The sequence below is a fragment of the Conexibacter arvalis genome, assembly GCF_014199525.1.
GTDB lineage: Bacteria > Actinomycetota > Thermoleophilia > Solirubrobacterales > Solirubrobacteraceae > Conexibacter > Conexibacter arvalis.
Window position 1 is genome coordinate 198,060 of sequence record NZ_JACHNU010000008.1, and the last position, 25,456, is coordinate 223,515.

Here is a 25,456-nt window from a genome sequence, read left to right on the forward strand (position 1 = left end):
GACCGCCGGTCACGAGCGAGACGGCGGGTGGAGCGCGCGGTCCCGGCGACCACCGTAAGGGGGTATCGGGTGGCGCCGGGACCGCGGCTTGCCCAGCCCAGCGGCGGCCTGCTTCACGTCAACTGCGCCGCACGGCAAGGGGAGTGACTCGTGCGGGCGATCAGCGGCCGAACCGGTGAGCCGGGAGCTTGGGACACCGTGCTTGCAGCACCCAGTCTCCTGCCGGCGGTCGTCGGCCGCCAGTGCCGCCCGCGAATGTTCAAGTCATGAGTACGGCGCGCGCTTCGGCTGCCGGTTGCGACCCGCTGGCGGCGTTGAATAGTCTGGAAGACGGGAGCATTTCTCGTCTTGGGGACCTCGGAGAGCTTTGGGCGCAGTACGACGCCGGCAGCGAGCGCGCCGGCCGCGCTGCTCGCGTTCGATCACGTGACCAAGCGCCGGCTGAACGGACGACAGCCGCATCTCGTGCTCGACGGCGTCTCGTTCGATATCGCCCCGGGCGAATGCGTCGGTCTGCGCGGACCGCGCCGAAGCGGGAAGACGACGCTGCTGCGGATCGCGGCCGGCATCGACCTTCCCGACGACGGACAGGTCCGCTGGCAGGGTTCAGACGCCGTCGGACGCCGCCGTGCAAGCCCCCTGCGGAAGGTCGCGTTCGTCGCGCAGACGAGCGACTGGCGTGGGGCGCCCGGCAAGCCGATGCTCGACCACATCGCCTTGCCGTTGCTGATCGCCGGCCGACCGGTCGCCGAAGCACTCGCGACCGCCCGCGCGATCAGCGCGGAGCTGGGTGCTGAGGACTACGTCGATCTCCCTCCCCACCTGCTGCCCGCGGACGTCCTGGCGCGGCTCTCGCTCGCCCGCGGCCTCGTTCGGAATCCGAAGCTGCTGATCGCCGATGCCGCCGGCGACGATGCAGTCGACGGCGAGCACCTGGCATTCCAGCAGCTGCTCGCATGCGTGCGTGCGCGGCCGGGGTTGGCGCTGTTGGTCGCGTCGCGCGAGGCGTCGGCGCTGCGCGGCACCGACCGGATCATGACGCTCGACGGCTCAGGCCGACTTCGCGTTCCCGACCGCGCCGACGCGCGCGTCTTCCCGTTCCCCGCGGGAGCGCCAGAGCCGTGACGCTCGAGCTGGTCGGCGCCGCCAAGCGCTTCGCAAGCGGCGGTGAGACAGTGCGGGCGATCGAAGACGTCTCGCTCACGGTCGGCGCCGGCGAGGTCGTCGCCCTGTACGGGCCGAGCGGCTCGGGCAAGACGACGCTGCTGGAACTGGCGGCAGGAACGCTGCATCCCGACCGCGGAACCGTTCGCTTCGACGGGGTCGACCTCCCCACCCTCTCCCCCGCCGAGGCGACGGCGTACCGACGTTCGCTCGGCTTCGTCTTCCAGCGCTTCCACCTTCACGCCGGAGCCTCGGCGCTCGACAACGCCGCGATGAAGCTGCTGCTGGCCGGCTGGCCGCCCGGCAGGGCCAAGCAGGCGGCCGCCGTCTGGCTCAAGCGCGTCGGGCTGGAACGCCGCGCGAGACACCCGCCGTCGAAGCTGTCGATGGGCGAGCAGCAGCGCGTCGTCATCGCCCGCGCGCTCGCCGGTGAGCCGAAGCTGATCCTCGCCGACGAGCCGACCGCGAGCCTCGACACCGAGCGCAGCCGCGCGATCCTTGGGCTGCTCACCGAGATCGCCCGCGAGCGCAGCGTCGGACTGCTGCTCGCCACCCACGACCCCGACGCCGCCGCGTTCGCCGACCGGGTCTGCGACCTGCGCGACGGCCGGCTCGTCGCCCGCCCCGACCACCGGCCGACCGCGACAGCGCCTGCCGGCGACCGGCGCACATGAAGCTCCGGACGCTGATCTACATCTACCGCTGGCGGCTGCGCGCGCATCCGGTCCAGGAGCTGCTCGCGGCGGCCGGGATCGCGGCCGGCGTCGCGCTGCTGTTCGCGGTGCAGGTCGCCAACACGAGCATCACCGGTTCGGTCGAGCGGCTGTTCCGCGGAATCGCGGGAGACGCGCAGATACAGGTCGCCGGCGGCGACGAGCACGGCACTCCGGCCGGCACGGTCAGACGGATCCGTGCGATCGAAGGCGTCACGGTCGCCGCGCCGGTCGTCGAGCGGCGCGCGATCCTCGTCGGCCCCGAGGGCCGCCAGCCGCTGGAGCTGGTCGGCGTCGAGCCGAGCCTCGCCGCGCTGCGCGGGCGCCTGACGCAGAACTTCAGCTCCAGCGGCCTCCAGCTCCCCCGAAGAGGGATCGTCCTGCCGGCGCCGATCGCCGAGCAGGTCGGCGTCACCGCACCCGGCCGCGCCCGCCTCCTCGTCGCCGGGACCGTCCACGACGTCGCGGTCGCCGCGACGCTCGGCGACGGGCAGATCGGCGACGCCTCCGCGAGCCCGGTCGCGATCGCGGCGCTCCCCTTCGCTCAGCGGCTCGCCGGCATGGATGACCGCGTCTCGTCGATCTTCGTCGCCGCCAAGCTCGGCGCGACCGACGCGGTGACGGCGCAGCTCGAACAGCTCGGCGCCGGACGACTCGACGTGGCAGGCGCCGACGCACCCGTCGAGCGGCTGCGGGTCGCGACCGAGGCCAACGACCAGTCGACGCTGCTGTTCTCGATCGTCAGCGCGCTCGTCGGCCTCCTCTTCGCCTTCAACGCGATGCTGCTGACCGTCCCCGACCGCCGACGCTTCGTCGCCGAGCTGCGCACCCAAGGGGCCACGACCCGACAGGTCGTCTCGGTCCTCGCCTTCCAGGCGCTCGCGCTCGGAACCACCGCGTCGTTGGTCGGGCTGCTGTTGGGCGATCTGCTGTCGCGCACCGTCTTCAACAGCGTCCCGGGCTACCTCGCCTTCACCTTCCCGATCGGCACGCAGCGCATCGTCCCCGTCAGCGCGATCGCGATCGCCTTCGGCGCCGGCCTCCTCGCCGCTCTGCTGGCGACGGGACGGCCGCTGCGCGACGCCTTCTCCCGCGGAGAGCTCGAAGCGGTCTACGACGAAGACGGCGAGCCAGGCGAGGCGATCCCCCCGCGCACGCAGCTGGTCCTGCTCGGTGTCGCCGGCGTGCTCGTCGCCGCGACGGCGGCGATGGTCGCACTCGAGCCGAGCCTGGCGATCGTCGGCGTCCTGGTCCTCATCGTCGCGACGCTCTGCGCGATGCCGGCGAGCTTCACCGGCGCGATGCACGTGATCGACTGGATCGCGACGCGCCTCAGGTTGAAGCTGCTCACGATCGCCGTGATGAGCGCTCGCTCGACGATGACGCGCTCGGTCGCGATCGCATCGATCGCCGCGATCGCGCTGCTCGGCAACCTCGCGATCGAAGGCGCCCGCCAAGACCTCGTCCGCGGACTGCACGCCGGCTACGCCGATCACCTGCGGACCGCCGACGTCTGGATCACGACTGCCGGCCGCAGCCTCACCACCGACAGCTTCCATGCCAGCCCGGCGATGCTCAGACGGCTGGCCGACGTCCCCGGCGTGGAGGACGTCCGGGTCTACCAGGGCGGCATGTACGACACCGGCGATCGCCGCATCTGGATGATCGCCCGCCCCAGAGCCGACCGCGTCATCGTCCCGCTCAGCCAGGTGATCGACGGCGACGCCGCACGTGCGACGCAGGCGATCCGAGACGGCGGCGCCGCGGCGGTCTCCGACGCGATCGCCAAGCGACGGGATCTCGGCGTCGGCGACCGGCTCACCCTGCCGACGCCGAGCGGCGAGCTCTCGCTCGACGTCGCCGCGATCGTCACCAACCTCAGCTGGGGCCCGGGCGCGGTCATCCTCAACGCCGACGACTACCGGGACGCCTGGCAGACCGCGGATCCCTCCGCGATCCAACTCGACCTCGCCCCTGACACCGCCCCCGGCAGCGCGATCCGCGCGATCGAGACCGTGCTCGGAGCGCAGGCGCCGGCGCTCGACGTGCAGACGACCGCCGAGCTGGAGGCCGAGTTCCAGGGCGTGCTGCGAGAAGGCCTCACGCGGCTCAGCCAGATCGCCACGCTCCTCTTGATCGCCTCCGCCCTCGCGCTCGCCGCCGCGATGAGCGCTGCCGTCTGGGAGCGCCGCAGACTCCTCGCCGCCTACAAGCTCGAAGGCGTCCAGAAACGCCAGATCGGCGGCATGCTCCTGCTCGAAGGCCTCGCCATCCTCGCCATCGGCTGCGCGACCGGCATCGCCGCCGGCATCTACGGCCACCTGCTCGGCAACCGCTGGCTGGAGCTGACAACCGGCTTCCCCGCTCCCTTCTCGCTCCAGATCCCGCAGGCCGCCGAACTCGTCGCGCTCGTCGTAGCCCTCACGCTCCTGATCGTCGCGATCCCCGGCTTCCTCGCGACCCGCGTCCCGCCGCGCCTGCGCTTCCAGGAATAGCCGCGCCGAACCGGACGATTGGCCTCTGGCTGTTTGCCAGAGGATGGCGGGATGACCGATCTCCCCGTCACCGACACCGCCGGGCAGCGGTGTTCCAGCAGCTCCGATCGGCGGTCGCTGCTCACGCTGCTGTGGGCGACGCCGCTCTACTGGCTGCGGATCTTCCCCGCCGTCACCCGCGAGCTGCGGCGCTGGCAGTCGCTCGCCCAGCAGATCCCCGACCCGCAGCTGCGAGCGCTCGCGCTGGCCAAGCTCTCCGATGAGCGCGCCAGCGCCGAGGGCGCCGCAGCGTTCGCGATCCTCGCGGCACGCCGGCGGCGCCTGCGGGTCACGCGCGCCTGCGTCGCCTTCGAGGTCCTCTACGACTACCTCGACGCGCTCGGCGAGGCGCACCCCACGCTCGCCAACAACCGCCGGCTGCATGCGGCCCTCACCGCCGCCGTCGACGCCGACCATGCCCTCGGCGCCTTCTACGACCTGCACCCCCACAGCGACGACGGCGGCTACCTCGACGCGCTCGTCTTAGCATGCCGCACCGACCTCGGCGCGCTGCCCAACACGAGCGCCGTCGCCAGCCAGCTGCGGGAGATCGCCTTGCGCTCCGGCGAGGCGCAGAGCCGCAACCACGCGACGCTGACCGGCGATGATCGGCTCCGCGACTGGGCGAGCGACGCCGCCGCCGACTGGCCCGAGCTGGAGTGGTTCGAGTTCGCAGCCGGCGCCGGCTCACCGCTCGGCGTCTTCGCCCTCGTCGCTGTCGCCTCCCATCCAAGGACCAGCGGCCCCGACGCCGCCGCGGTGGCCGACGCGTACTTCCCCTGGGTCGCCGCGCTCCACTGGCTGATGGAGAGCGTCGTCGACCACGCCGACGACCTCCGCACCGGCAACCCCAGCTACGTCGCCCGCTACGGATCCGGACAGGCCGCAGCCGACCGACTTGCCGTCGTCGCCGCGCGCAGCGCCCGCGACCTCGCCGCACTTCCACATCAACGCCGGCACCGACTCCTGCTGGCGGGCATGGTCGCGCTCAACCTCGTCCACGACGACGCCCGGCATGAGCTGGCCCGGGGCGTTGCGACGACGGTCCGCGCCGCGATCGGCCCCGCGATCGCGCCGTTCCTCGTGATGCTGCGTGCTCGCGGCGCGGCGAAGCAGCTCAGACGGTTCAGGCGCCGGCGGCCGGCCGCAGCGGGATCACGTCCGCACGGTCGGCGGTGACGTTGGCGTGAACTCTGCCGCGGCTGATCGTCAGCGCCCGGTCGACGCCTGAGAGGCCGATCGCCTCGCCGGCCGTCATCAGCACCGCGACCCCCGCGTCGGCGATCGACCGCAGCAGCGTCAGCACCCCGTCGCGCTCGATCAACGGCACCGTCGCAGTCGGCTCGTCGACGACCAGCAGCTTCGGCTCGAACAGCAGCGCCTGCGCGATCCCGACCCGCATCGCCTCGACCGCATCCAGCTCGCCGACGCGAACCCCCGCGCAGTCGGCGGCGCCAACCCGCCCGAGCACCGCCTCGGCCTCCTGCCGAGCCGCCGACTTCGAGCGCCCGCGCGCGACCAGCGCCACCGAAACCCGATCGATCAGCAGCTGCCGCTGCGGACCGACCAAGCGCGGCTGCACATACGCCAGACCACGCGCCGTCGCCGCCTCGGCACCGGCCACCAGGTCGAGCCCGTCGAAGACGACCCGCCCCGCGTCGGGCTGCTCCAGGCCGGCCGCGACGCGAAGCAGCGTCGTCCGCCCTGAGCCGCGCCCTCCCCAGACGGCGACCACCTCGCCAGCCTCGACCGCGAGGGAGACGCCGTCGAGCGCCACCGCCATCCGCCGCGCATCGGCGTAGCGCTTCGAGACGCCGGAGAGCGAGAGCAGGCTCATCCGCCGAAGCCGCCGGCCCGCTGACGCTCGGCGCGAGCCCGCAGCTCCTCGCGCGCGTAGTCGATCCACCGCAGCTGCGCCTCGAGCACGAACCGCCGCTCCTCGGCCACCAGCCGCCGGACGAACTCGGCTGGCGGCTCGACCCCGGCCGCCGCGCGGTCGGCGAGCGGCATCCGCTGCGTCGCCGCCACGCACTCCGCGTCATAGCGGTCGAGCATGTCGCCGAGCGCCTCCGGATCGCGGGCCCCGACCGCGATCAACTTGCCGAGCAGCTCGACCCGCTCCTCGTCGTCACGCAGGCGCTCCGCCAGCCACTGCCGGTACGCGAACGCTCCCGCCGCCGTCGCCCGGTAATGGACCTTCGGCTGCCGTGACGGCCCCTCGGCCGTGCGTACCTCCGCCGGCATGCCCTCGACGAGACCTTCGCCCTGCAGCCGGTCGAGCGCCGCATACACGTGCGAGGGGCTTCTCACCTCCAGCAGCTCCCCGAAGCGCGACTGCAGCCGCTTCGACAGCTCGTAGCCGTAGCTCGGCCGCTCGATCACGAGCCCCAACACCGCGAAGTTCACCGGCGATCTCAAGCTCGACCTCAACCCATCCCCCCAGTCCTCACGCCCTTCGGCGCCCATCCCCATTACGCCGCAAAGCGGCAGTTGCAGCCGCAACCTATCCGCACCGCCGCCGCGCCGCAACCGCCACAGGCGCACCGGACCGCTGTTCAGAGCTTGAACGTTCCGCGCCGTTGCCGACCGCTGGACGGCGGCAGGCGCGGCGCAGTCCCCGGAATGGGGGCTGCGCCGCACGCCGGTCAACCGAGCAGCTTGGCCTTCTGGGCGGCGAACTCCTCGTCGGTCAGGACGCCCTGCGCGTGGAGCTGTCCGAGCTGCTTGAGCTGCTCGATCGGGTCCGGCGCCGCGGCGGGCGGTGGCGCGGCGGCGGGCGGCTGGGCGTAGGTCGGCTCCTCCTGGGCGGCCCAGCGCTCTGCCTGGCGCCGGCTGACGCGGTTGGAAACCGCCGTGGCGGTGCCGGCGACGACCGCCGTGCGCGCCATCCCCCGCAACAGTCCTGGCATCGTGCTCTCCTCTCGTCAGATCGTGGCGGACTCGGCCGCGTCGAGGGCGTCGAGCAGGTCCTGGACCGGGATGCGCTCGAACGCGACCGGGATCCCGCCGTTGCGTCGGACCGCCGCGACGAACGGGGCCGCCCAGCGGTTCTCGTAGGCGATCGCGACCGCGGCGCTGCCGGGCTCGATCGCGTCGGCGACCTGCCTGGCGTCGTCGTCGCCGAGCAGGCCCGACGAGGCCCCCTCGAAGGCGACGAAGTCGCCGACCCCCTCCTCGGTGAGATCGGTCGCGTCGAAGCCCGCGAACGTCCCGTCCGCCTCCTTGCGCACGAACAGCACGTCGAGGACGCGGACGATCCCGCGCTCGACGAGGTCGAGCAGCAGCGGCACGGCCTCCCCGGTCATCGGCGCTCCTGCCGGATAGGCGATCACGGCCACGTCGACCGGGCCGAGCGCGTCGTCGTGTCTCTCAGCTGCGTCGTCCATCGATTCTCTCCTTTCGGCGGTGCTCCCGCCATTACGCCGGTCGCCGGGACGACGCGCATCCCCCGAACCAGGTGATGCGGCCGCCTGCCTGCGCTGCGACCTTCGGCGCATGCTCGATCGACGACGCCGCCGACGACCGGCGAAGTCCCCCGATGGCGTCGCCCTCCCGGCAGACGAGATCGTCGCGCTCGACGCGGCCGACGCGACCGCGGACCTCGCCACGCCGAGATGGCTGCGCGACCTCGGCACGAGCGCGTGGCTGATCGCGGGCGTCGGGGTCGTCCTCGTCGGGGCGGTCTGGATCGCGTCGCTGACGCAGACGATCGTCACGCCCGTCATCACGGCCGCCGTGCTCGCCTCGGTGATGTCGCCGCTGGTGAGCCGGCTCCACCGGCACGGCGTCCCGCGCGGGCTGGCAGCCGCGCTCCTGCTGCTCGGCGTCGTCGCGCTGGGCGTCGCCGTGACGCTGGTCGTCGTCGGCGGGGTCACCGGCGAGAGCGCCGCGCTCCGAGACCATCTGTCGCAGGCACGCCAGACGATCACGGGGTGGCTGACCGATCTCGGCATCCCGGCCGGTCAGGCGCACGACGGCGACCACGACGTCAGCTCGGCGATCGGCAAGGCCGTGCCCGCGCTGCTGCACGGCGTGAGCAGCGGGATCGCAGGTCTGTCGTCGCTGGTCGTGTTCCTCTCGTTCACCGTCCTCAGCCTCTTCTTCCTGCTGAAGGACGGACCTGCGATCCGCGACTGGGGCGAGCGCCACATGGGGCTTCCCGCGCCGCTGGCGCGGGCGGTCAGCGCGCGCAGCCTCCAGTCGCTGCGCGGGTACTTCCTCGGCGTGACGATCGTGGCGGCGTTCAACGCGGTCGTCGTCGGCCTCGGCGCGCTCCTGCTCGGGGTCCCGCTGGCCGGCACGCTCGCGGTCGTCACGTTCGTCGGCGCCTACGTCCCGTACGTCGGCGCGTGGGGCGCGGGGGCGTTCTCGGTCCTCGTCGCGTTGGGCGGCGGCGGCAGCGACGCGGCGATCGGCATGATCGTCGTCCAGCTCCTCGCCAACGGCATCCTCCAGCAGCTCCTGCAGCCGATCGCGTACGGCGCGGCGCTGGGCATCCATCCGCTCGCGGTGCTGATCGTGACGATCGCCGGCGGCAGCCTCTTCGGCGCCGTGGGCCTCATCCTCGCGGCGCCGGTGACCGCTGCCGTGACGCGGATCTCGGCCGATCTGCGACGGGCGCGCGCCGTCGACGACGGCTCCGCCCCTACCTGAGGCCCGGGTCCGCGGCGCCGTCGGCGGCCGGTTCGCGGCCGGTGCCGGCCAGGAACATCAGCGTCGCCTTGACGCGCCGGCTGGTGCTCTCGTCCTCGAACAGGCTGAGCTTCATGAAGATCGAGTTGATGTGCTTCTCGACCGCGCGCTTGGTCAGGAACAGCGACTCGGCGATCGCGGCGTTGCTCATGCCCTGCGCGATGTTGGCGAGCACCTCGCGCTCGCGCGGGGTCAGGTCGGCCAGCGGGGAGTGCTCGTGCCGCGTCCGCGCGGCGATCAGCGGCTCGATGATCTTCGCGTCGACCATCGACCCGCCGATCGCGACGGCGCGGATCGCCGCCACGAGCTGCGAGCGGTCGTGGATGCACTCCTTGAGCATGTACGAGCGGCCGGGCGCACCCGCGTCGAGCAGCGCCACCGCGTAGCTCGGGTCGGCGTAGTTGCTGAGGACGACGACGCCGGTCGACAGCCCCCGCTTGCCGAACGTCGCGGCGGCGCGGATGCCCTCGTCGGTGTGCGTCGGCGGCATGCGGATGTCCGTCACCACCACGTCCGGCTGATGCTGCTCGACGGCCTCCAGCAGGGAGCCGAGGTCGGCGCATTCGGCGACGATCTCGACCTCGGGCTCGGTCGCGAGGAGCCCGACGATCCCCTCTCGCACGATGAGGCTGTCCTCCGCGAGCACGACGCTGATCGCCACCAGATCACCCTACTCCCTTTCCTGGTCGGGGTGCGAGCCTCGCCGTCCTCCTGTCGTTCGCGGGTGCGTGCGCCGCACCACGAACTTGGGTGCCGGCACCCTGGAACGGTGTCGAACGGCTCGCTTAGCGTCCCAGGCATGAGCTCGGTGCTCGCCCATGACGTCGGCGACCCGGCGCGCGAGGAGGTCCTCGACACCGTCCCGCGGCGCGACCTCGCGCAGCGGCTGGCCGAGACGAGCCGCACCGTCATCGGCCTCGTCGTGGCCCCGTCGGGGTACGGCAAGACGGCGTTCCTCCGACAGTGGGCCCGCAGCGACCCGCGACCGGTCGCGTGGGTGACCGTCCGGCCCGGCCAGGACGCGCCGGACGCGATCGCCGGGCGGCTGGCGGATCTCGATCAGGCCGCCGGGACGGGCCCGCTGGCGCTCGTGCTCGACGACGCCCAGCTGATCCCCGCGCAGGCGGCCGAGACCGTCCTGCTCGCGGCCGACCGCCTGCCGACCGGCTCGCTGGTCGTGCTCGCCTCGACCTGCGAGCCTCCCCTGCCGGTCGGTCGGCTGCGGCTGGAGGGGCGCCTGCGCGAGGTGCGCGCCCGCGACCTCGCGATGACGCCCGTCGAGGGGCGGCAGCTGCTCCAACGCGCGGGCGTCCTGCTCGACTCCGACCAGCTGGCGACGGTCATGCGCATCACCGAGGGCTGGCCGGCGGGGCTCTCGCTCGCCGCGCTCGCCCTCGGAGGCGACGGCGGGATCGACGCGCTCGACCGCTTCGGCGGCGACGATCGGGTCGTCGCCGACTACCTCCGCGACGCGTTCCTCGACGGGCTTCCCGCGCATCAGCTCGACCTCCTCGTCCGCACGTCGGTGCTCGACGAGCTCAGCGGTCCGCTGTGCGACGCCGTGGCCGGGCAGCGCGGGTCGGGATGCACCCTGCGCGAGCTGTCGCGCTCGAACATCCTGCTGGAGCCGCTCGACCGCAGCGAGCAGCGGTTCCGCCTCCATCCCCTGCTGCGCGGCCTGCTGCGCAGCGAGCTGCGGCGGTCCGGAAGCGACCTCGAGCGCGCCGCGCTGCGACGCGCGGCGGCGTGGTTCGACGCCGACGGCGACCGCGACCGGGCGGTCCGGCATGCGGCCGCCGCCGGCGACGCCGGCCTTGCCGGCCGTCTGCTGTGGGGCGCGGCCGCGAGCTGCTTCCTGCAGGGCGACGCCGCGGGCCTGGAGCGCGAGCTGCAGCGCTTCACCTCGGCGCAGGCCGCCGCCGTCCCGGGGCTCGCGGCGTGCAAGGCGGTCGCAGGGCTGGGACGCAACGAGCGCCAGTACGTCGAGTACTGGACCGAGGCGGCGGAGCTTGCGCTGCGCAGGTCCGGCGACGAGCGCTCCCCCGACGTCGCAGCCTGCATCGCGCTGCTGCGCGCGGCGATCGCCCGCGACGGCGTCGCGCAGATGGGCGCCGACGCCCGGCGCGCCTACGAGCTGGACGGCGCCGGTCAGCGCACGTGGCGCCCCCTCGCGTGCTTCCTCGACGGCGCCGCTCGGCATCTCACCGCCGATCCCGGCGGCGCCCGCGAACAGCTCGCCGAAGGCGTTCAGAGCGGTGCGGTCGGGGCGCCGATCGCCGTGATGCTGTGCCGCGCGCAGCTCGCGCTGATCGAGCTCGCCTCCGACGGCCGCGACGAAGGCGCCCGGCATGCCGAGCTGGCGCACGCGTGCGCCGAGGATCACGACCTCGACGACGAGCCGCTCGCGGCGCTCGCGTACGCCGCGTCGGCGTTCGCGCTCGCCCTGCAGGGGCGCGTCGACGCGTCGCGCCGCGATGCCGACCGTGCCGGTCGCCTGCTGCGCGGGCTCTCGGGAGCGCTGCCGTGGCTGGAAGCCGAGATCCACGTCGCCCTCGCGCGCACGGAGCTGCGCTTGAGCGACTCCGAGGCGGCGCGCCAGCTGCTCACCAACGCCGGGCGGCTGGTCCGGTACTGCTCGGATGCGACCGTCGTGCGCACCGCGATCGACGACGGCTGGGAGCGAGCGGACGCCTTCGCGGCCGCCGCCGTCGCCGGGGTCTCGCCGCTCACCGCCGCCGAGCTGCGCGTGCTGCGCATGCTGCCGAGCCACATGTCGCTGCGCGAGATCGCCGAGCGCCTGCACGTGTCGCAGAACACCGTCAAGACCCAGGCCCACGCCGCCTATCGCAAGCTCGACGTGTCGTCGCGCTCGGACGCCGTGCGGCGCGCGCGCAGCGTCGGGCTCGTCGATCCCTGACCGTCGGCCCGGATCACCCGCATCGGAGGATGCCCATGCGCAGGATCGCCCATAGGGTCGCCGTCGAAGGTGCCCGACTCGCGCCACGACCCGACAGGAGGCAGAGATGAGCAGCGGAACGACGAGCGGCCAAGCGGCGCCGTACGCCGCGCACCCGGTCGACACGACGGGAGCGCTGGAGGAGCGCAGCGGCTGGGTGACGTTCGCCGGGGTGATGGTCGTCGTCCTCGGCGTGATGAACACCATCTACGGCATCGCGGCGATCTCGAACTCCACGTTCTACATCGCCGACGCGAAGTACATCCTGAGCGACCTGAACACCTACGGCTGGGTCGTGCTGGTGATCGGGATCATCCAGCTCGGCGTCGGCGCGGGGATCTTCGCCCGCATGCAGTTCGCGCGCTGGACGGGCGTCTTCATCGCCTCGGCGAACCTCGTCGCGCAGCTGCTGTGGATCTCGGCGTTCCCACTCGCCGGGTTGGCGTTCATCGCGCTCGACGTCCTGGTGATCTACGGCCTCGTCGTCCACGGGCGCAAACCGGCGGCGTACTAGGTCCGCGCCGTCGGCGGCGAGCGGGGGACGCGTGGTGGGAGCGCCGCGCGGGCCCTCGCCCTCCGCAGCCGGCGCGATCCGCGTCGTCGCCGCCGACGACTGCGTGCTGATCCGCCGCGCCCTGGCCGACGCGCTGGGCGAGGCTCCCGAGCTGGAGCTCGTCGCGGTCTGCGCGCGCGCCGACGAGCTGCGCACGGCGATCGACCGCCACCGTCCCGACGTCGTCGTCACCGACATCCGGATGCCGCCGACGATGACCGACGACGGGCTGCGGCTCGCCGCCGAGCTGCGCCGGACCCATCCGACGGTCGGCGTGGTCGTCCTGAGCGTCTACTGCGAGCCGGAGTACGTGGTCTCGCTGCTGCGCGGAGGAGTCGACCGCCGGGCGTACCTGCTCAAGGAGCGGCTGGCCGACGTCGCGCAGCTGGTCGCGGCGATCCGCGCGGTCGCCGACGGCGGCTCCGTCATCGACGCGAGGGTGGCGCAGATGCTGCGACCCGACGGGACGTGACGCACCGGATTCTCCGCCGACGGCGTCGAGCCATGTAGGGTCGGTCTCGTGCGGGGATGGGTCGGAGGACGATCGCCCTCGATTCCAGACGACCGGGGGCAGGCCGGGACGGACGGCGCCGGCGCATCCGCGGCACGAGGCCGGGGGATGCTGTGGCTCGGCGCATGCATCACGGTGGCGCTGACCGCGGGAGCGGCGGCCGTGCCGCTCTTGGCTCCGGCGGCGAGGTCGCCCGACGTCAACGCCGTCGTGCTCGGCCTCGTCGTCGCCGTGCCGGCGGGCATCGGCCTGCTGGCGCTGGCCCGCTCGCCCGACGACCGGTTCGCGCGCCTGCTGCTGATCACCGCCTTCGGGGCCTCGGCGGTCGCGCTCGCGGGGACGACCGCGTCGCTGCCCTACAGCATCGGGCGCGTCGCGATCTGGCTCGTGGAGCTGCCCTTCGCCTATCTGGTGCTGAGCTTCCCGTCCGGTCGCCTCGCCGGGCCGTGGGAGCGACGCGCCTTCGCAGCGCTCGTCGCGATGGCGCTGGCGCTGTGGTTGGCGACCGCGCTCGCCGTGCCCGAGTACCCCCTGCCGTCGGCGTGGGCGCTGTGCGGCCTCGACTGCCCGCAGAACGCGTTCCAGCTGACCGCTTCGGAGCCGGCCGTGATCGAGTCGGTCGTGAAGCCGGTCCGCGAGCTGCTCGTCGTCGGCCTGTGGTTCTGGATCGTCGCGATCCTCGCCGTCCGGGCGCACCGAGCGGGCCCGTTGCTGCGGCGGGGCCTGATCCCGCTGGCGGTGACGGCCGCACTGCGCAACGTCGCGCTGCTGTCCTGGTTCGTCGTCCGCGCGATCGATCCGTCCGCCACCGAGACGCTCCAGGTCGTGGGATGGCTCTACATGCTGTCGCTGCCGCTGATCGCCGTCGGAGTCGGCACGGGGCTGCTGCTGCGCCGGCTGTACGCGGCGATCGCGCTCGAGCGGTTCGTGATCGGCCTGCCGCCCCATCCCTCCGCGGTGCAGGCGCGCGCGACGCTCGCGCACACGATCGACGACCCGACGCTGCGCATCCTCCACCGCAGCGCCGAGACCGGCGGCTGGCTCGACGAGGAGGGCGCCCCGGCGCCGGCGCCCGACGCCGCCCGCCCCGGCGTCACGATGATCGAGGTCGACGGCGCCGCCGTCGCGGCGATCCTCCATGACGAGACGCTCGCGCAGGATCGGGTGCTCCTGCGCGCGGCTGGACGGTTCTCCCACACGGTGGTCGAGAACGACCGGCTCGTCGGACGCCTGCGCACGTCGCTGCGCGACCTGTCCCAGTCGCGCGCGCGGACCGCGATGGTCGCCGACGAGACCCGGCGCCGGATCGAGCGGGACCTGCACGACGGCGCCCAGCAACGGCTGGTCGCGCTGCGGATCAGGCTGACCGCCGCCGCCGAGCGCCTTGCGGGATCGAGGCCGGAGAGCGCCGCGGCGCTGCGCGCGCTCGGCGACGACGTCGAGCAGACGCTCGACGAGCTGCGCGACCTCGCGCACGGGATCTACCCGGCGGCGCTGACCGACCGCGGCCTCGTCCCGGCGCTGACCGGGGCGGCGCTCGCCGCTCCCCTGGCCGTGTCGGTGCGGGCGACCGGCAGCCGGCGCTACCGCCCGGAGATCGAGAGCGCGGTCTACTTCGCGTGCATGGAGGCACTGCAGAACAGCGTCAAGCACGCCGACGGCGCCACCCGCGTCGAGATCTCGCTGACGCTCGGCGGCGTGCTCGCGTTCGAGGTCCGCGACGACGGCGCCGGCTTCGCCGTCGACGGGACGAACGGCACGGGCGGCGCGGGCCTCGCCAACCTGCACGATCGGCTCGCCGCGGTCGGCGGCGAGGTCCGGGTCGAGTCGACCCTCAGCGCCGGGACGCGCGTCGCCGGCACCGTCCCGGTCGACGGCCGGGGCGACGCACCGGCCGTCGACGGCGCCTGACGAGCGGCGCCGTCGGCTCAGGCGCCCATTCCGTGGGCGAGCGCGGCGTGGTGCGCATGCTCGTGCATCGAGCGGGCCTGCTCGTCGCTGGCGTGGGGGTCGACGTCGAAGACGACCTTGCGGACCGTGCCGGTGAAGGCGAACGGCGACCGGTCCGCGTAGCTGCGGTCGACCGGGAGCCCGTTGTCGCGGCCGACGTCCATGCCGGCGTAGCCGGAGAAGCGGAACGGCACCGTGTGCTCCATCCGCCCGCCGCCGACGCGCTCGCCGTCGACGAAGAGCGAGACCTCGCCGCCCGTTCCGGGCGTGGCGCCGTCGGCCGCGAACTCGAGGCGGACGTCGACCCTCCCGGCGGCGGTCGGCATCGGGACCTCCGCCTCCTGGCGATAGACGAAGACGCCCATCATCGAGTACGTGTGGCGCAGCCTTCCGTCCTGCACGAACAGCGAGAAGCCGCCAAGGTGGTCGGCCTCCGCCACGATCACCCCCTCGGCGCCGCCCTCCTCGATCTCCAGCTCGGCGCTGATCGTGTAGGAGTGGTTGTAGATGCGCGGGATCATCCCCGACGCGACGTTCTGCACCGGGCCGTGGTACGCGTAGGTGGTGCGGGTGCCGAGCGGCGGCACGATGCCGAAGTAGAACGTCATCCCGCCCAGCAGCGGCAGGACGTCGTACTTCTCCGCCTCCGCCCAGAACAGCTCCCGCAGCTCGGCGAGCTTCTCCGGATGCTGCGCGGCGAGGTCGCGCGCCTGGGAGAAGTCGTCCGGCAGGTAGTAGAGCTCGGCGGGGTCGTCGTCGGGGTTCCAGACGCCGGGCGCGAACTGTCTCATCGTCGCCGGGGTGGCGTCCCACGGGATGCGCGGCATCCGCCACGACGCCCACCAGCCGTCCTTGTAGATCGCGCGGTTGCCGAAGATCTCGAAGTACTGCTGCGTGTGGCGCTCCGACGCCTCCGCGTCCTCGAAGGTGTACGCGAAGCTCGTCCCGTGCATCGGCCGCTGCTCGATGCCGTCGACGCGTGTGGGCTGCGGGATGCCGGCGACCTCGAGGATCGTCGGGCCGATGTCGATCGCGTGGGTGAACTGGGTGCGGATCGATCCGCCGGCGGCGATCCGATCGGGCCAGCTGACGACCATCGGGTTGCGGGTTCCGCCGAGGTGCGACGCCACCTGCTTGCCCCACTGGAACGGGCAGTTGCCCGCCCACGCCCACGCCGCGGCGTAGTGCGGCGCGATCAGCTCGGAGCCCCAGGCGTCGAGGCCGCCGTACTGCTCGACGAGGCCGAGCTGCTGCTCGGAGGTGAGCGGGATCCCGTTCTGCATCGTCAGCTCGTTGAAGGAGCCGGTCGGCGTGCCCTCCATGCTGGCGCCGTTGTCGCCCCAGATGTAGAGGATCAGCGTGTTGTCCAGCTCCCCCATCCGCTCGATCTCGTCGACGAGGCGGCCGACGTTGTGGTCGGCGTTCTCCATGTAGGCGGCGTACGTCTCCATCTGGCGCGCCAGGAGCGGGCGCTGCTGCTCGGGAATCGACTCCCAGGCCGGGAACGCCTCGTTGCGCTCGGTCAGCTCGGCGTCGGCGGGGATCACGCCGAGCCGCTTCTGGCGCTCGAAGGTCTCCTCGCGATAGGCGTCCCAGCCGGCGTCGAAACGACCCCGGTACTTCTCGATCCACTCCGCGGGGACCTGGTGGGGCGCGTGGGCGCAGCCGGTCGAGTAGTACATGAACCACGGCTTGCCGGGCTCCTGCGCACGGACGCCGTGGATCCAGCCGATCGCCTTGTCGGTCATCGCGTCGGGCAGGTAGAAGTCGGGGTCGGTCGGCGGGCCGATCGTGGTCTGGTTCTCGGTCAGGCACGGGTCGTACTGGCCCGACTCGCCGCCGAGGAAGCCCCAGAAGTAGTCGAATCCCAGCCGGTTCGGCCAGCGGTCGAACGGCCCGGCCGGTCCCTGCTGGTGGTCGGGCGTCATGTGCCACTTGCCGAACGCCGCGGTGCTGTAGCCGTTCTCCTGCAGCGCGCGCGTGAACGGCGCGCAGTCCTTCGGGAAGAACGCCGAGTAGCCGGGGAATCCCGTCGACAGCTCGCCGATCGAGCCGAACCCGACGGCGTGGTGGTTGCGCCCGGTGAGCATCGCGGCGCGCGTCGGCGAGCACAGCGCCGTGACGTGGAACCCGTTGTAGCGCGCGCCCGCGTCGGCGAGGCGGGTGAGCGTCGGGGTCTGCGCCGGGCCGCCGAAGGTGCTGGGGTTGCCGAAGCCCGCGTCGTCGATCAGCACCAGCAGGACGTTGGGAGCGCCGTCGGGCGCCTGCGGCGCGGCCAGGATCCCCCAGTCGGGCTGGGACCCGTCGAGCGTTCTCCGGACCGTCCCCCTAAAGGGCGGACGGCGAAGCGGAAGGACGCTGCGATCGATCTGCTCGGACATGGCAACCCCGCTGGACTCGCGTTGAGATGACGCCTCGATCATGAGCGGGCCGCGGCCGGCGACGCATCGCCCGGATCGGGTGATGGCCGACGCCGGCCGAGCGCGCCGAGCAGACGGTTCGCCTGCTCGGAGCTCGCCGGGGACGCCTGCCGCGCCGCTCGGCTCCACGGGCGCTCAGGCGGAGGCCGCCTCGCCGTGCAGCGCGTCCTGCAGCTCGCGCTCGGCCCGCTCGGAGAGCGAGGACTTGAGGACCGTGCCGCCGTAGGCGCTGAGCGCGGCGACCGCCTTGTCCGGCGTCACCTTCTCGACGACCATGAACAGAGCCGACGTGCCGGGCTTGACCATGTCGCGCACCTGGTCGCGGAAGCCCGAGTCGATGTCGGACTTGGCGAGCTTGCCGAACAGCGCCCCGAGGCCGGCGCCGACGGCCATGCCGAGGACGGGCACGAAGAAGAGGATCCCGAACAGGACTCCCCAGAACATGCCCCACGTCGCGCCGCCGCCGACCATGTGGTGGTTGGTCGTGACCTTGTACTTGCCGTCCTCGGTGCGCTCGATGACGGCGACGGCGTCCGGTTCGATCACCAGGTCCTTCGAGAGCCTGTCGACCTCGGCGGCGGCGGCGTGCGCCGTGAGCCGGTCGTCGTAGCCGATCGCGATGAGCTCTGCCATGGGTCCTCCCTCGTTGGGTGGCTGGGGGCCGGGACCGTACGAGCCGGCGAGCGGGGCTCCATCACCCGAAGGGGGTGATCCGTCAGGCCGCCGGCCCGGTCGAGCGGCGCCGCTTCACCCGCTTCGGGCGATGCGGGCGAGCCGAGCCGTGCCGATGCTGTCGCGAGCGATGCCCGCCGAAGCCGAGAGAGAGCCCGCCGCGGACGCGGCGGAGCCGCCGACGATCGCGCCCACCTCGCGTCGCGATCACCGGACGCTCGTCACCGTGCTGCTGGTCGTGGCGGTCCTCACCGGGCTGCCGGCGATGCTCGCGGTCTGGGTCGAGCGCCAGGCGCTCGACACCGGGAACTGGACCGAGACCAGCGCCGAGCTGCTCGCCGACGCGGACGTCCAGGCCGCGCTCGGCGCGTTCCTCGTCGACGAGGTGTTTCGCAGCGTCGACGTCGCCGGGGAGCTGGAGCGGGCGCTGCCGGCGCAGCTCGCGGGCCTCGCGAGCCCGGCGGCTGCGGGCCTGCGACAGGTCGCCGACCGCGAGGCGCCGCAACTGCTCGCCCGCCCGCGCGTGCAGCAGGCGTGGCGCAGAGCCAACGAGCTGGCGCATCGGCAGCTGGTGCGCGTCATCCGCGGCGGCGGTCCGGTCGTGGCGACCGGCGGCGGCGACGTGACGCTCGACGTCCGCGCGCTCGTCGACGAGGTCGCCGGGACCCTTGGCGTCGAGGACCAGGTGGTTGCGGCGCGCCGGCAGCTCCAGAGCCCGGCCGGGAGCGCCGCGCGCGGCGCGGCCGAGCAGCGCCTCGGCGTGACGCTGCCCGCGTCGTTCGGGCGGATCACGATCATGCGATCGGACGAGCTCGAGGCCGTGCAGGCGGTCGCGAAGGCGATCCACGGGCTCGCGATCGTGCTGACCGCCGTCAGCCTCGCCCTGTTCGCGGCCGCCGTGGCGCTCGCCGGCGGGTGGCGCCGCGTGGCGCTGCGGACGGTGGGCTGGTGCTTCGTCGGCATGGGGGTCGTCGTGCTGCTGGCCCGCCGGGTCGGCGGCGATCGGCTGGTGGACGCCCTCGTCCCCGCGGAATCGGTGCGGGCCGCGGCGCACGCCGCGTGGACGATCGGGACGGGCCTGCTGTACGACGTCGCGGCGGCGATGCTCGTCTACGGCCTCCTGCTGGTCGCCGCGGCGTGGCTGGCGGGATCGACCCGACCGGCGGTCGAGACCCGCCGGGCGCTGGCGCCGACGCTGCGCGATCGTCCCGCCGCCGCGTTCGGCGTCGTGGCGATCGCGTTCCTGCTCGTGCTGCTCTGGGGCCCCACCCCCGTCACGCGCGCTCCGCTCGGGATCGCCGCGCTGGCGGTCCTGCTCGCTCTGGGCGTCGAGACGCTGCGTCGCCTGGCCGGCCGCGAGTTCCCGGACGCTCGCCGCGGCGACACGGTGCGCCGGGTGCGAGCGTGGCTGGACGAGCGGCGCCGCGTCGGACGCCGCGAGGCGGGGTCCGAGGGGACGCGGACGCCGATCGAGGAGCTCGAGCGGCTCGCGGCGCTGCGCGACCGCGGCGCGCTCGACGACGAGGAGTTCCGCGCGCAGAAGCAGCTGCTGCTGCACGGCTCGTAGCCCGCCCGTCGCGTGGCCGGATCACGGTCGACGCCCTGTTGCGGGCTGGGCGAGCGCTGCCGCGCCCGGGCGGATGCGCGTGCGCGTCAGCCGGTGGCGACGTACGTGACCTGTCCCTGCATGACGGTCGGGAAGCGGTTCGGAGCGGAGGTCTGGCAGGACAGGCCGATGTCGTGGGTGCCGGGCGAGACGGCGAACCGCTGCACGACCGGGATCGTGACGTACCCGTCCGACTCGCCGGCGAAGTACCCGAACGACGGCTTGCCGTTCGTCCCGTTCAACGTGAGTCTGCACACGATCGTGTCCGCGGCGCCCGGGGCGTCCTCGCTCGGCAGGTCGGTCAGGATCAGCACCCCGCTGAGCACCAGCGCGTTCACGCCCGCCGGCGTGGTCACCGACTGCACCGACCACCGCGTCTCCTGGCCGGGATCGAGGCGCTTGATGTCGAGGTCGAACATCCCCGACTCCGACGGCCCCGCCGGCCCCGTGGCGCCGGGCGGACCGGGCGGACCGGGCGGCCCCGGCTCCCCGGCCGCCCCCGGCAGCCCGGTCGGCCCGCGCTCGCCCGCCGGGCCCGGGAGGCCGGGCGCCCCGCGCTCGCCGCCGGGCCCGGGCGCGCCGGCAGCGCCGCGCTCACCGGGCGGCCCCTGCGGCCCGGCCTCGCCCCGCTCCCCGGCCGGCCCACGCGCCCCGGCCGGCCCACGCGCTCCGGCCGGCCCGCGCGCCCCGGGCTCGCCCCGCTCGCCCTGAGCTCCAGCGGTGCCGCGGGCCGCCTGGCGGCCGAGCCGCGCGCGCACGCCGCGGGACAGATCCCGCAGCTGCACGCCCCCGTCCCGGAGCTGGCGCGAGGCCACCGCGCCGTCCCGCAGGTTGGCCCCGGTGAGGCTGCGCTTCTCGATGTCCTTGCCGGTCAGCAGCTGACGAACCCCGCCGCGCGCAGGCGGGACCACGGCGACCGCCATCGCCGCCAGCAGCAGCACCGAAGCCGCAAGCACCGCCGGAGGCAGGGCGCGAACGTGGGAGAACAGGGATTTCATGGGACTTCGAGGCTCCTCATCGTCGGTGGCGCAACGAACTTGGCACGCCGCCGTCAGTATGAACCGTCGGCCGGAGCCGCTCGATCTGACGCCGATCCCTCCGAGTCGGGGTGCCGGGCCGCGGGCCCCCGTCGGATACGCTGCCGTCGCCGACTGCTCGAGGACCCTCGAACCATCGTGACCTTCCTTCCGCGCACCGAACACGAACTGGTCCGCATGGGCGACGACGAGCTGATCGAGCACGTTCGGCGCGCGCGGGCGGTCGGCGAGGTCGAGCAGGCGGTGCTCGCGTTGCGCGTCCTCGTGTACGGGCATTGGGACCGGATCGAGCGGCGGGTGGCGCTGAAGGTGCCGCGCGAGGAGGTCGAGGCCGTCACGTCGGACGTCGTCTTCTCTGCGATCAGTTCGGCGTTCGACGGCGGGTCGCCGGGCGAGTTCGCGACGTGGCTCAACACGATCACGAGCCGTCGGATCGCCGATCACCACCGGCGCCGCGCGGGCTCCCCCACGCTCGTGGAGATCGGATCCATGCGCAGCGGCGAGGAGGCCGGGTCGGCGATCGAGCCCGCCGATCGGTCGCAGGAGGGGCTGGTCGAGACCGAGGACGCGCTCGCCCGCGTGCTCGGCGCGTTGAGCGAGCAGCATGCGCGTGTGGTGGAGCGTCACGTGCTGGCTGGCGTGCCGGCCCGCGAGGTCGGCGAGGAGCTCGGCGTCGGCGCCGACAACGTGGCGCAGATCGCCTCTCGCTTCCGCAGAAGACTGCGCGAGCATCTCTCGATGGGAGAGGATCGGTGAGCATGGCTGACGTCCACGCACTGTTCGACGCGTTCGTCGCCGCGGATCGCGGCCCGGCTCCGGCGGATCCGCACAGGTTCCTCGACCAGGTGGCCGGCTTGGATCGTCGGGAGCTCGAGCTGCTGATCGACGGCTACCTCCAGCGCGCGCCCCGCCGGACGGTCTCGCCGGAGGTGCTGCGCGCCGCCCATCCAGCTGGCGTCGCAGCCGGCGCGGCGCGGACGAGCGACCGCGTGGAGCGGGCGTTCGCGGGTGCGAGCGGCTCCTGGCCGGTGCTGCTTCCACGTCTGCGGGAAGCGGCCCGACTGCCGCGACGCGCGCTCGTCGATGCGCTCTCGTCACGCCTCGGAGTCGAGGACGAGACGGAACGGGTCGCCGCGTACTACCACGAGATGGAGCGCGGACTGCTGCCGGCGGACGGCGTGAGCGATCGCGTGCTGGTCGCGCTGGCCGCGTTGCTCGGCGAAAGTGCGGAGCGGCTGCGCGCCGCCGGTCGTGCGATCGCGCCGCCGGCCGCCGTTCCGGGACGGGATGGGACGCTCGCCGCGGCCGCATTCGCGCGCACCGCGACGCCCGACGAGGAGCTCGCGCCGCCTGCGGAGCCGGCGGTGAAGCGACCGCAATCCGGACGGCAAGCCGGTGCGCTGGTCGACGCGCTGTTCACCGGCGGCCCGGACGCCGGAGCGACGGCGTGACGGGCGCCGGCGGCGACCGCGTGCGCGAGCAGGCCGAGCGCATCCTCGCCGACGTCCCTGCATGGCTGTGGGACGGTGAACGGCTTCCCGTGCCCGTGGAAGACATCGTCGACTCGTGCTTCGGCCTGCACGTGCGCGACGTCGAGGACATGAGCGCCGCGCCGGGCGCTCCGGCGGTGGACGGAGGCCAGCAGCTGAGCGGTCTGCTGCTTCCGGCGCGCGGCGAGATCTGGGTCAACGCCGACGAGGCCCGGCGCTGGCCTCCGCGTCGGCGGTTCACGATCGGGCACGAGCTCGGACACTGGGTTCTGCACCGGACCGGCCAGGAGTCGCTGTTCTGCCGCCGGACGACCGTCCAAGAGGCGCGAGCGGTGGTGGCCGACATCGAGGAGGAGGCATCTCAGTTCGCTGCCGAGCTGCTGATGCCGCGGTGGCTGCTCGTGCGAGAGCACGCCGCCTGCAACGGCGACATCGACGCGCTGTGCGCGCGCTTCGCCTCGAGCCGGGCGGCGATGGAACGCCGGGTCGGTCAGTTGCTCGTCGGAGAGCCGCCGCGGTAGCGCCGAATCAGCCGGACGCCGGCGCGAAGCCCAGCGCGGCGCGCGGCGGGGTCCGAGACTGGCCGGCCGCGAGCGCGTACAGCTCCGCAAGCGTCGAGCGCTCGCGGTTCGGCGGTGCGACCGACCGTGTCGCGCACCACCGTTCGATCTCCGGCCGCGTGAGCGATTCGAAGGCGACCTCGGTGAGCAGGCGGCCAGGGCGGCGCAGGCGCCCGTCCAGATGCTCGGGGCGCTCGTTGGTGGTCAGGAGGACGATCAGCCGAAGCGCCGCTCCGAGCACGCCGTCGCCGACGTTGAGCAGCCGCCCGACCGTCTGCCGGCTCGCTCCGGTGTCGGCGCTCAGATGCTGGCCGACGTCCTCGAGGACCGCGAGCCGCCAGCGCCCGGCTCGGGTCTCCCCGCGGGGGTTCCCGACGGTCATCAGGTAGCCGGGATTGGCGAGCAGCTCCTCCGGGTCGCTGACGACGTGGAGGTCGGCCCAGTCGCGCCAAGCGCCCGCAAGCGTCTGCACCGCGTGGGTCTTGCCGGTCCCGGATGCCCCGTGGAAGAGGATCAGGCGACCGCCGCCCGGCGGAGCGCCGCGCCAGCCCATGAGCGGCGCCAGGCCGCGTGCCGTCGCCGCCGCGTAGTTGTCGCGCACGCCGTCCCACGCCGGTGCCGGCACGGTGGTCGGGATGTTGTGCCCGTCCGTCCCGTCCCACCACCAGAGGCGAGCGGCGAGCGCGCTCGCAGCGGGCCGCAGCGGCGGGAGCTTCGCGGCGATCCGCTCGGTCGCCGTGCGGGCGCCTGCGCTCGAGGTCGCCGCAGCCCGCACGGTCGCGGATCCGGCGGCGAGGATGACGTGCGCGACGGCCTCACCGAGGTCGATCACGAGCTCCTCGGCCCCGTCGTCCGCGTATGACACGTGCGCGACCGCGCGGTCGGCGAGCGGCTCGTGCGACGCCTCGGTCGCCCAGCTCGCACCGGCGACATGGCGCAGGCCGCGGTCGGACACGAGCTCGAGGAACCAGGTGTCGGCGAGCGAGTGATACGTCGGTGATGCGATGAGCTGCAGCGTGCGTCCTTCCGTGCGAACGATGGCCGGTGACCCCGAGGCGGAGGAGCGGCTCGTCCCGGTCCGCTCCTCCGCCGTGTTCACGTGCCCCTGCTGGCTTGGCTACTCCTGCGGTCCGGCGTCGACGACCGTGCCGACCGGGACCGCCTCGAGGCTCGCGGCGGCGACCAGCCCGCCGTCGACGGCCGTGGTGCCGCCGGCACCGCGAACGGCGTAGCAGCGCACCGCGAGCTCGACCGGCTCCTCGTCGACCGCGACGACGCCGCCGATCGAGAGGCCCTGGCGGTACCCGGGGGGCTCGACGTCGCCGTGGAAGAACGTGACGTAGTAGGTGTCGACGTTCTGGTCGTCTCCTTCGAGCACGCGGACGAGGTTGCAGCGCGTCTGGGCGACGATCCGCGAGCCATCCGCATCACCGACGACGGGCGGCCGCACGGACATGTTGGCCTCGACGCGGTACGTGCCGGGCGTCTCCAGCGTGATCGCACGGACGCCGGACCCGGTGGTCGCATAGTCGTCCGGCCACGTCTCCTCGAGCGCCATCGTCCGCGCGGTGAACGGCGAGGCGTCGCGGTAGAGCGCGGCGAAGCCGGCCGGGCCCTCCGGGCCGGCGGGACCAGCCGGGCCGGCAGGACCCTCCGGGCCGGCGGGACCAGCCGGACCGGCAGGGCCGGCCGGCCCGCGCTCACCCGCGGGCCCCTGCTGACCGGTCGCACCGGTGTCGCCCTTCTCGCCCGGCGCGCCTCTGGGACCGGCGACGCCCTGCTCGCCCTGGGGCCCGCGCTCGCCCTGGGGCCCGCGCTCGCCCTGCGGTCCGGCCGGACCCGCGGGACCGGCAGCGCCGACCGCTCCGGCATCGCCCTTCGGCCCGGCCGGCCCCTGGGGGCCGACACGGCCCTTGAGCGCTCTGCGTGCCGATCTCGACAGGCGGTCGGCGGTGATCGTGCCCTTGCGGATCTCTCTTCCGCTGATCAGCTGCTTGGCGGCGACGGCGGACCCCGTCATCGCGAACACGACGGCGATGACGGCGACCGCCATCGCCGGTGACACGCGGATCTTCTTGCGCACTGCATGACCTCCTGGATCGGCGCGGCGGGCGACGACGACCGTCGCCCGCAACACAAATGTGACTTTTAGTCCGTGGACTTATAGACATCAAGTCGGAGCTGCGCGCCGGTTCCTGACATGCTCTTGCCGAAATCCCGCCGCCAACCGCCTCAGGTCCCGCTCCCGATCCCCCTCATGCCCGGCCGCTCTCGCCACCACCTCGACCTCGGCGAGGCGATCCGCGCCCGGCGCAGGGACCTCGGCATCTCGCAGGAGGCGCTGGCCGATCGCATCGGGATCGACCGGACCTACCTGTCGGGCATCGAGCGCGGGGAGCGCAACCCGAGCTACACCAATCTCCTGCGCATCGCGAGTGCGCTGCGCGTCCCGTTCTCCGAGCTGCAGGCGGCCGCCGAGGCACGCTCCGCGCAGAAGCGGGCCTGAGCCGCGCCGCCGCTCGACGTGTGGTCGCATCGCACGAGCGGTCAGTCGCGGCCGGCCGCCCCGGTCTGACATGACCGGCACCGCCGCCGCTC

General features: G+C 73.6%; 24 protein-coding genes. 14 read left to right on the forward strand and 10 right to left on the reverse strand.

Annotated elements, in window-relative coordinates; all coding sequences use genetic code 11:
- The first annotated feature begins 348 nt into the window (after window positions 1-348).
- From BDZ31_RS25205 to BDZ31_RS21770, 4 genes are read left to right on the forward strand one after another with little or no spacing between them, the layout of a single operon-like run.
- Entirely contained in the window at window positions 349-1,125 is a 777-nt protein-coding gene (locus tag BDZ31_RS25205) for an ATP-binding cassette domain-containing protein (RefSeq protein WP_246345708.1), read from the forward strand.
- A complete protein-coding gene (locus BDZ31_RS21760) occupies window positions 1,122-1,838 on the forward strand; it encodes an ABC transporter ATP-binding protein (RefSeq protein WP_343075665.1) in 717 nt (238 codons plus the stop codon). Before BDZ31_RS25205 ends, BDZ31_RS21760 begins: the two co-directional genes overlap by 4 nt.
- Complete coding sequence (locus BDZ31_RS21765) at window positions 1,835-4,372, forward strand: ABC transporter permease (protein WP_183345089.1); 2,538 nt, start codon at window positions 1,835-1,837, stop codon at window positions 4,370-4,372. The genes BDZ31_RS21760 and BDZ31_RS21765 overlap by 4 nt, the downstream gene beginning before the upstream one ends.
- A gap of 51 nt (window positions 4,373-4,423) precedes the next feature.
- Window positions 4,424-5,590 carry a DUF2600 family protein gene (locus BDZ31_RS21770; protein WP_183345091.1) on the forward strand — a complete coding sequence of 389 codons (1,167 nt, stop codon included), beginning with the start codon at window positions 4,424-4,426 and terminating at the stop codon, window positions 5,588-5,590.
- Here BDZ31_RS21770 and BDZ31_RS21775 read toward each other — a convergent pair.
- The 4 genes from BDZ31_RS21775 to BDZ31_RS21790 form a co-directional block, all read right to left on the reverse strand.
- Window positions 5,538-6,248 carry an ATP-binding cassette domain-containing protein gene (locus tag BDZ31_RS21775; RefSeq protein ID WP_183345093.1) on the reverse strand — a complete coding sequence of 237 codons (711 nt, stop codon included), beginning with the start codon at window positions 6,246-6,248 and terminating at the stop codon, window positions 5,538-5,540. The two genes, BDZ31_RS21770 and BDZ31_RS21775, sit on opposite strands and share 53 nt — an antisense overlap.
- Window positions 6,245-6,817 carry a helix-turn-helix transcriptional regulator gene (locus BDZ31_RS21780; protein WP_183345095.1) on the reverse strand — a complete coding sequence of 191 codons (573 nt, stop codon included), beginning with the start codon at window positions 6,815-6,817 and terminating at the stop codon, window positions 6,245-6,247. The genes BDZ31_RS21775 and BDZ31_RS21780 overlap by 4 nt, the downstream gene beginning before the upstream one ends.
- A 239-nt stretch (window positions 6,818-7,056) precedes the next feature.
- Window positions 7,057-7,320 carry an SHOCT domain-containing protein gene (locus BDZ31_RS21785; RefSeq protein ID WP_183345097.1) on the reverse strand — a complete coding sequence of 88 codons (264 nt, stop codon included), beginning with the start codon at window positions 7,318-7,320 and terminating at the stop codon, window positions 7,057-7,059.
- 15 nt (window positions 7,321-7,335) lie between these two features.
- On the reverse strand, window positions 7,336-7,797 hold the full coding sequence (locus BDZ31_RS21790; protein ID WP_183345099.1) for a DUF6325 family protein: 462 nt from the start codon (window positions 7,795-7,797) through the stop codon (window positions 7,336-7,338).
- Between the two features lie 109 nt (window positions 7,798-7,906).
- Between BDZ31_RS21790 and BDZ31_RS21795 the strand changes: the two genes are divergently transcribed.
- Window positions 7,907-9,064: an AI-2E family transporter gene (locus tag BDZ31_RS21795; RefSeq protein ID WP_183345101.1), complete on the forward strand. Its 1,158-nt coding sequence runs from the start codon at window positions 7,907-7,909 to the stop codon at window positions 9,062-9,064.
- Here the strand turns inward: BDZ31_RS21795 and BDZ31_RS21800 are convergent.
- Entirely contained in the window at window positions 9,057-9,764 is a 708-nt protein-coding gene (locus BDZ31_RS21800) for a response regulator (RefSeq protein WP_183345103.1), read from the reverse strand. The genes BDZ31_RS21795 and BDZ31_RS21800 overlap by 8 nt on opposite strands.
- A gap of 138 nt (window positions 9,765-9,902) precedes the next feature.
- Between BDZ31_RS21800 and BDZ31_RS21805 the strand changes: the two genes are divergently transcribed.
- The 4 genes from BDZ31_RS21805 to BDZ31_RS21820 all read left to right on the forward strand — a co-directional run bounded on the left by BDZ31_RS21805 (window position 9,903) and on the right by BDZ31_RS21820 (window position 15,034).
- Entirely contained in the window at window positions 9,903-12,020 is a 2,118-nt protein-coding gene (locus BDZ31_RS21805) for a winged helix-turn-helix domain-containing protein (RefSeq protein WP_183345105.1), read from the forward strand.
- Window positions 12,021-12,126: 106 nt separating this feature from the next.
- The gene (locus tag BDZ31_RS21810; RefSeq protein ID WP_183345107.1) at window positions 12,127-12,573 is read left to right on the forward strand and encodes a DUF7144 family membrane protein; all 447 of its coding nucleotides are present in this window, start codon (window positions 12,127-12,129) and stop codon (window positions 12,571-12,573) included.
- A 34-nt stretch (window positions 12,574-12,607) separates the two neighbouring features.
- On the forward strand, window positions 12,608-13,084 hold the full coding sequence (locus BDZ31_RS21815) for a response regulator (RefSeq protein ID WP_183345109.1): 477 nt from the start codon (window positions 12,608-12,610) through the stop codon (window positions 13,082-13,084).
- A gap of 147 nt (window positions 13,085-13,231) precedes the next feature.
- Window positions 13,232-15,034 (forward strand): sensor histidine kinase, encoded by a 1,803-nt coding sequence (locus BDZ31_RS21820; RefSeq protein WP_183345111.1) that lies wholly within the window; start codon window positions 13,232-13,234, stop codon window positions 15,032-15,034.
- Between the two features lie 17 nt (window positions 15,035-15,051).
- On the opposite strand, the gene BDZ31_RS21825 is transcribed toward BDZ31_RS21820, so the two are convergent.
- On the reverse strand, window positions 15,052-17,454 hold the full coding sequence (locus tag BDZ31_RS21825) for an arylsulfatase (RefSeq protein ID WP_281381789.1): 2,403 nt from the start codon (window positions 17,452-17,454) through the stop codon (window positions 15,052-15,054).
- 174 nt (window positions 17,455-17,628) lie between these two features.
- A complete protein-coding gene (locus tag BDZ31_RS21830) occupies window positions 17,629-18,126 on the reverse strand; it encodes a DUF1269 domain-containing protein (RefSeq protein ID WP_183345115.1) in 498 nt (165 codons plus the stop codon).
- Between the two features lie 169 nt (window positions 18,127-18,295).
- Between BDZ31_RS21830 and BDZ31_RS21835 the strand changes: the two genes are divergently transcribed.
- Window positions 18,296-19,732, forward strand: coding sequence for an SHOCT domain-containing protein (locus tag BDZ31_RS21835; RefSeq protein ID WP_183345117.1), 1,437 nt, complete (start codon window positions 18,296-18,298; stop codon window positions 19,730-19,732).
- A gap of 86 nt (window positions 19,733-19,818) precedes the next feature.
- Here BDZ31_RS21835 and BDZ31_RS21840 read toward each other — a convergent pair whose 3' ends face one another.
- Window positions 19,819-20,727, reverse strand: coding sequence for a collagen-like domain-containing protein (locus tag BDZ31_RS21840; RefSeq protein WP_183345118.1), 909 nt, complete (start codon window positions 20,725-20,727; stop codon window positions 19,819-19,821).
- A 21-nt stretch (window positions 20,728-20,748) separates the two neighbouring features.
- Between BDZ31_RS21840 and BDZ31_RS21845 the strand changes: the two genes are divergently transcribed.
- The 3 genes from BDZ31_RS21845 to BDZ31_RS21855 are packed head-to-tail and all read left to right on the forward strand — an operon-like array spanning window position 20,749 to window position 22,819.
- Entirely contained in the window at window positions 20,749-21,564 is an 816-nt protein-coding gene (locus tag BDZ31_RS21845; RefSeq protein ID WP_183345120.1) for a sigma-70 family RNA polymerase sigma factor, read from the forward strand.
- A gap of 2 nt (window positions 21,565-21,566) precedes the next feature.
- Entirely contained in the window at window positions 21,567-22,259 is a 693-nt protein-coding gene (locus BDZ31_RS21850; RefSeq protein ID WP_183345123.1) for a hypothetical protein, read from the forward strand.
- Complete coding sequence (locus tag BDZ31_RS21855) at window positions 22,256-22,819, forward strand: ImmA/IrrE family metallo-endopeptidase (protein WP_183345125.1); 564 nt, start codon at window positions 22,256-22,258, stop codon at window positions 22,817-22,819. The genes BDZ31_RS21850 and BDZ31_RS21855 overlap by 4 nt, the downstream gene beginning before the upstream one ends.
- Window positions 22,820-22,826: 7 nt before the next feature.
- Here BDZ31_RS21855 and BDZ31_RS26130 read toward each other — a convergent pair whose 3' ends face one another.
- Together BDZ31_RS26130 and BDZ31_RS21865 are read right to left on the reverse strand one after the other, a co-directional pair.
- A complete protein-coding gene (locus BDZ31_RS26130; RefSeq protein WP_183345127.1) occupies window positions 22,827-23,813 on the reverse strand; it encodes an AAA family ATPase in 987 nt (328 codons plus the stop codon).
- Between the two features lie 162 nt (window positions 23,814-23,975).
- A complete protein-coding gene (locus BDZ31_RS21865; protein ID WP_221243245.1) occupies window positions 23,976-24,941 on the reverse strand; it encodes a collagen-like protein in 966 nt (321 codons plus the stop codon).
- Window positions 24,942-25,115: 174 nt separating this feature from the next.
- Between BDZ31_RS21865 and BDZ31_RS21870 the strand changes: the two genes are divergently transcribed.
- Window positions 25,116-25,364 (forward strand): helix-turn-helix domain-containing protein, encoded by a 249-nt coding sequence (locus tag BDZ31_RS21870; RefSeq protein ID WP_183345129.1) that lies wholly within the window; start codon window positions 25,116-25,118, stop codon window positions 25,362-25,364.
- Window positions 25,365-25,456 lie beyond the last annotated feature (92 nt).

Bases quoted from the DNA above. Each gene is read 5' to 3' on its own strand.
- BDZ31_RS21765 (WP_183345089.1), top strand. From the start codon at position 1,835: ATGAAGCTCCGGACGCTGATCTACATCTACCGCTGGCGGCTGCGCGCG.
- BDZ31_RS21770 (WP_183345091.1), top strand. From the start codon at position 4,424: ATGACCGATCTCCCCGTCACCGACACCGCCGGGCAGCGGTGTTCCAGC.
- BDZ31_RS21775 (WP_183345093.1), bottom strand. From the start codon at position 6,248: ATGAGCCTGCTCTCGCTCTCCGGCGTCTCGAAGCGCTACGCCGATGCG.
- BDZ31_RS21785 (WP_183345097.1), bottom strand. From the start codon at position 7,320: ATGCCAGGACTGTTGCGGGGGATGGCGCGCACGGCGGTCGTCGCCGGC.
- BDZ31_RS21790 (WP_183345099.1), bottom strand. From the start codon at position 7,797: ATGGACGACGCAGCTGAGAGACACGACGACGCGCTCGGCCCGGTCGAC.
- BDZ31_RS21795 (WP_183345101.1), top strand. From the start codon at position 7,907: ATGCTCGATCGACGACGCCGCCGACGACCGGCGAAGTCCCCCGATGGC.
- BDZ31_RS21805 (WP_183345105.1), top strand. From the start codon at position 9,903: ATGAGCTCGGTGCTCGCCCATGACGTCGGCGACCCGGCGCGCGAGGAG.
- BDZ31_RS21810 (WP_183345107.1), top strand. From the start codon at position 12,127: ATGAGCAGCGGAACGACGAGCGGCCAAGCGGCGCCGTACGCCGCGCAC.
- BDZ31_RS21820 (WP_183345111.1), top strand. From the start codon at position 13,232: ATGCTGTGGCTCGGCGCATGCATCACGGTGGCGCTGACCGCGGGAGCG.
- BDZ31_RS21825 (WP_281381789.1), bottom strand. From the start codon at position 17,454: ATGTCCGAGCAGATCGATCGCAGCGTCCTTCCGCTTCGCCGTCCGCCC.
- BDZ31_RS21830 (WP_183345115.1), bottom strand. From the start codon at position 18,126: ATGGCAGAGCTCATCGCGATCGGCTACGACGACCGGCTCACGGCGCAC.
- BDZ31_RS21835 (WP_183345117.1), top strand. From the start codon at position 18,296: ATGCCCGCCGAAGCCGAGAGAGAGCCCGCCGCGGACGCGGCGGAGCCG.
- BDZ31_RS21850 (WP_183345123.1), top strand. From the start codon at position 21,567: ATGGCTGACGTCCACGCACTGTTCGACGCGTTCGTCGCCGCGGATCGC.
- BDZ31_RS21870 (WP_183345129.1), top strand. From the start codon at position 25,116: ATGCCCGGCCGCTCTCGCCACCACCTCGACCTCGGCGAGGCGATCCGC.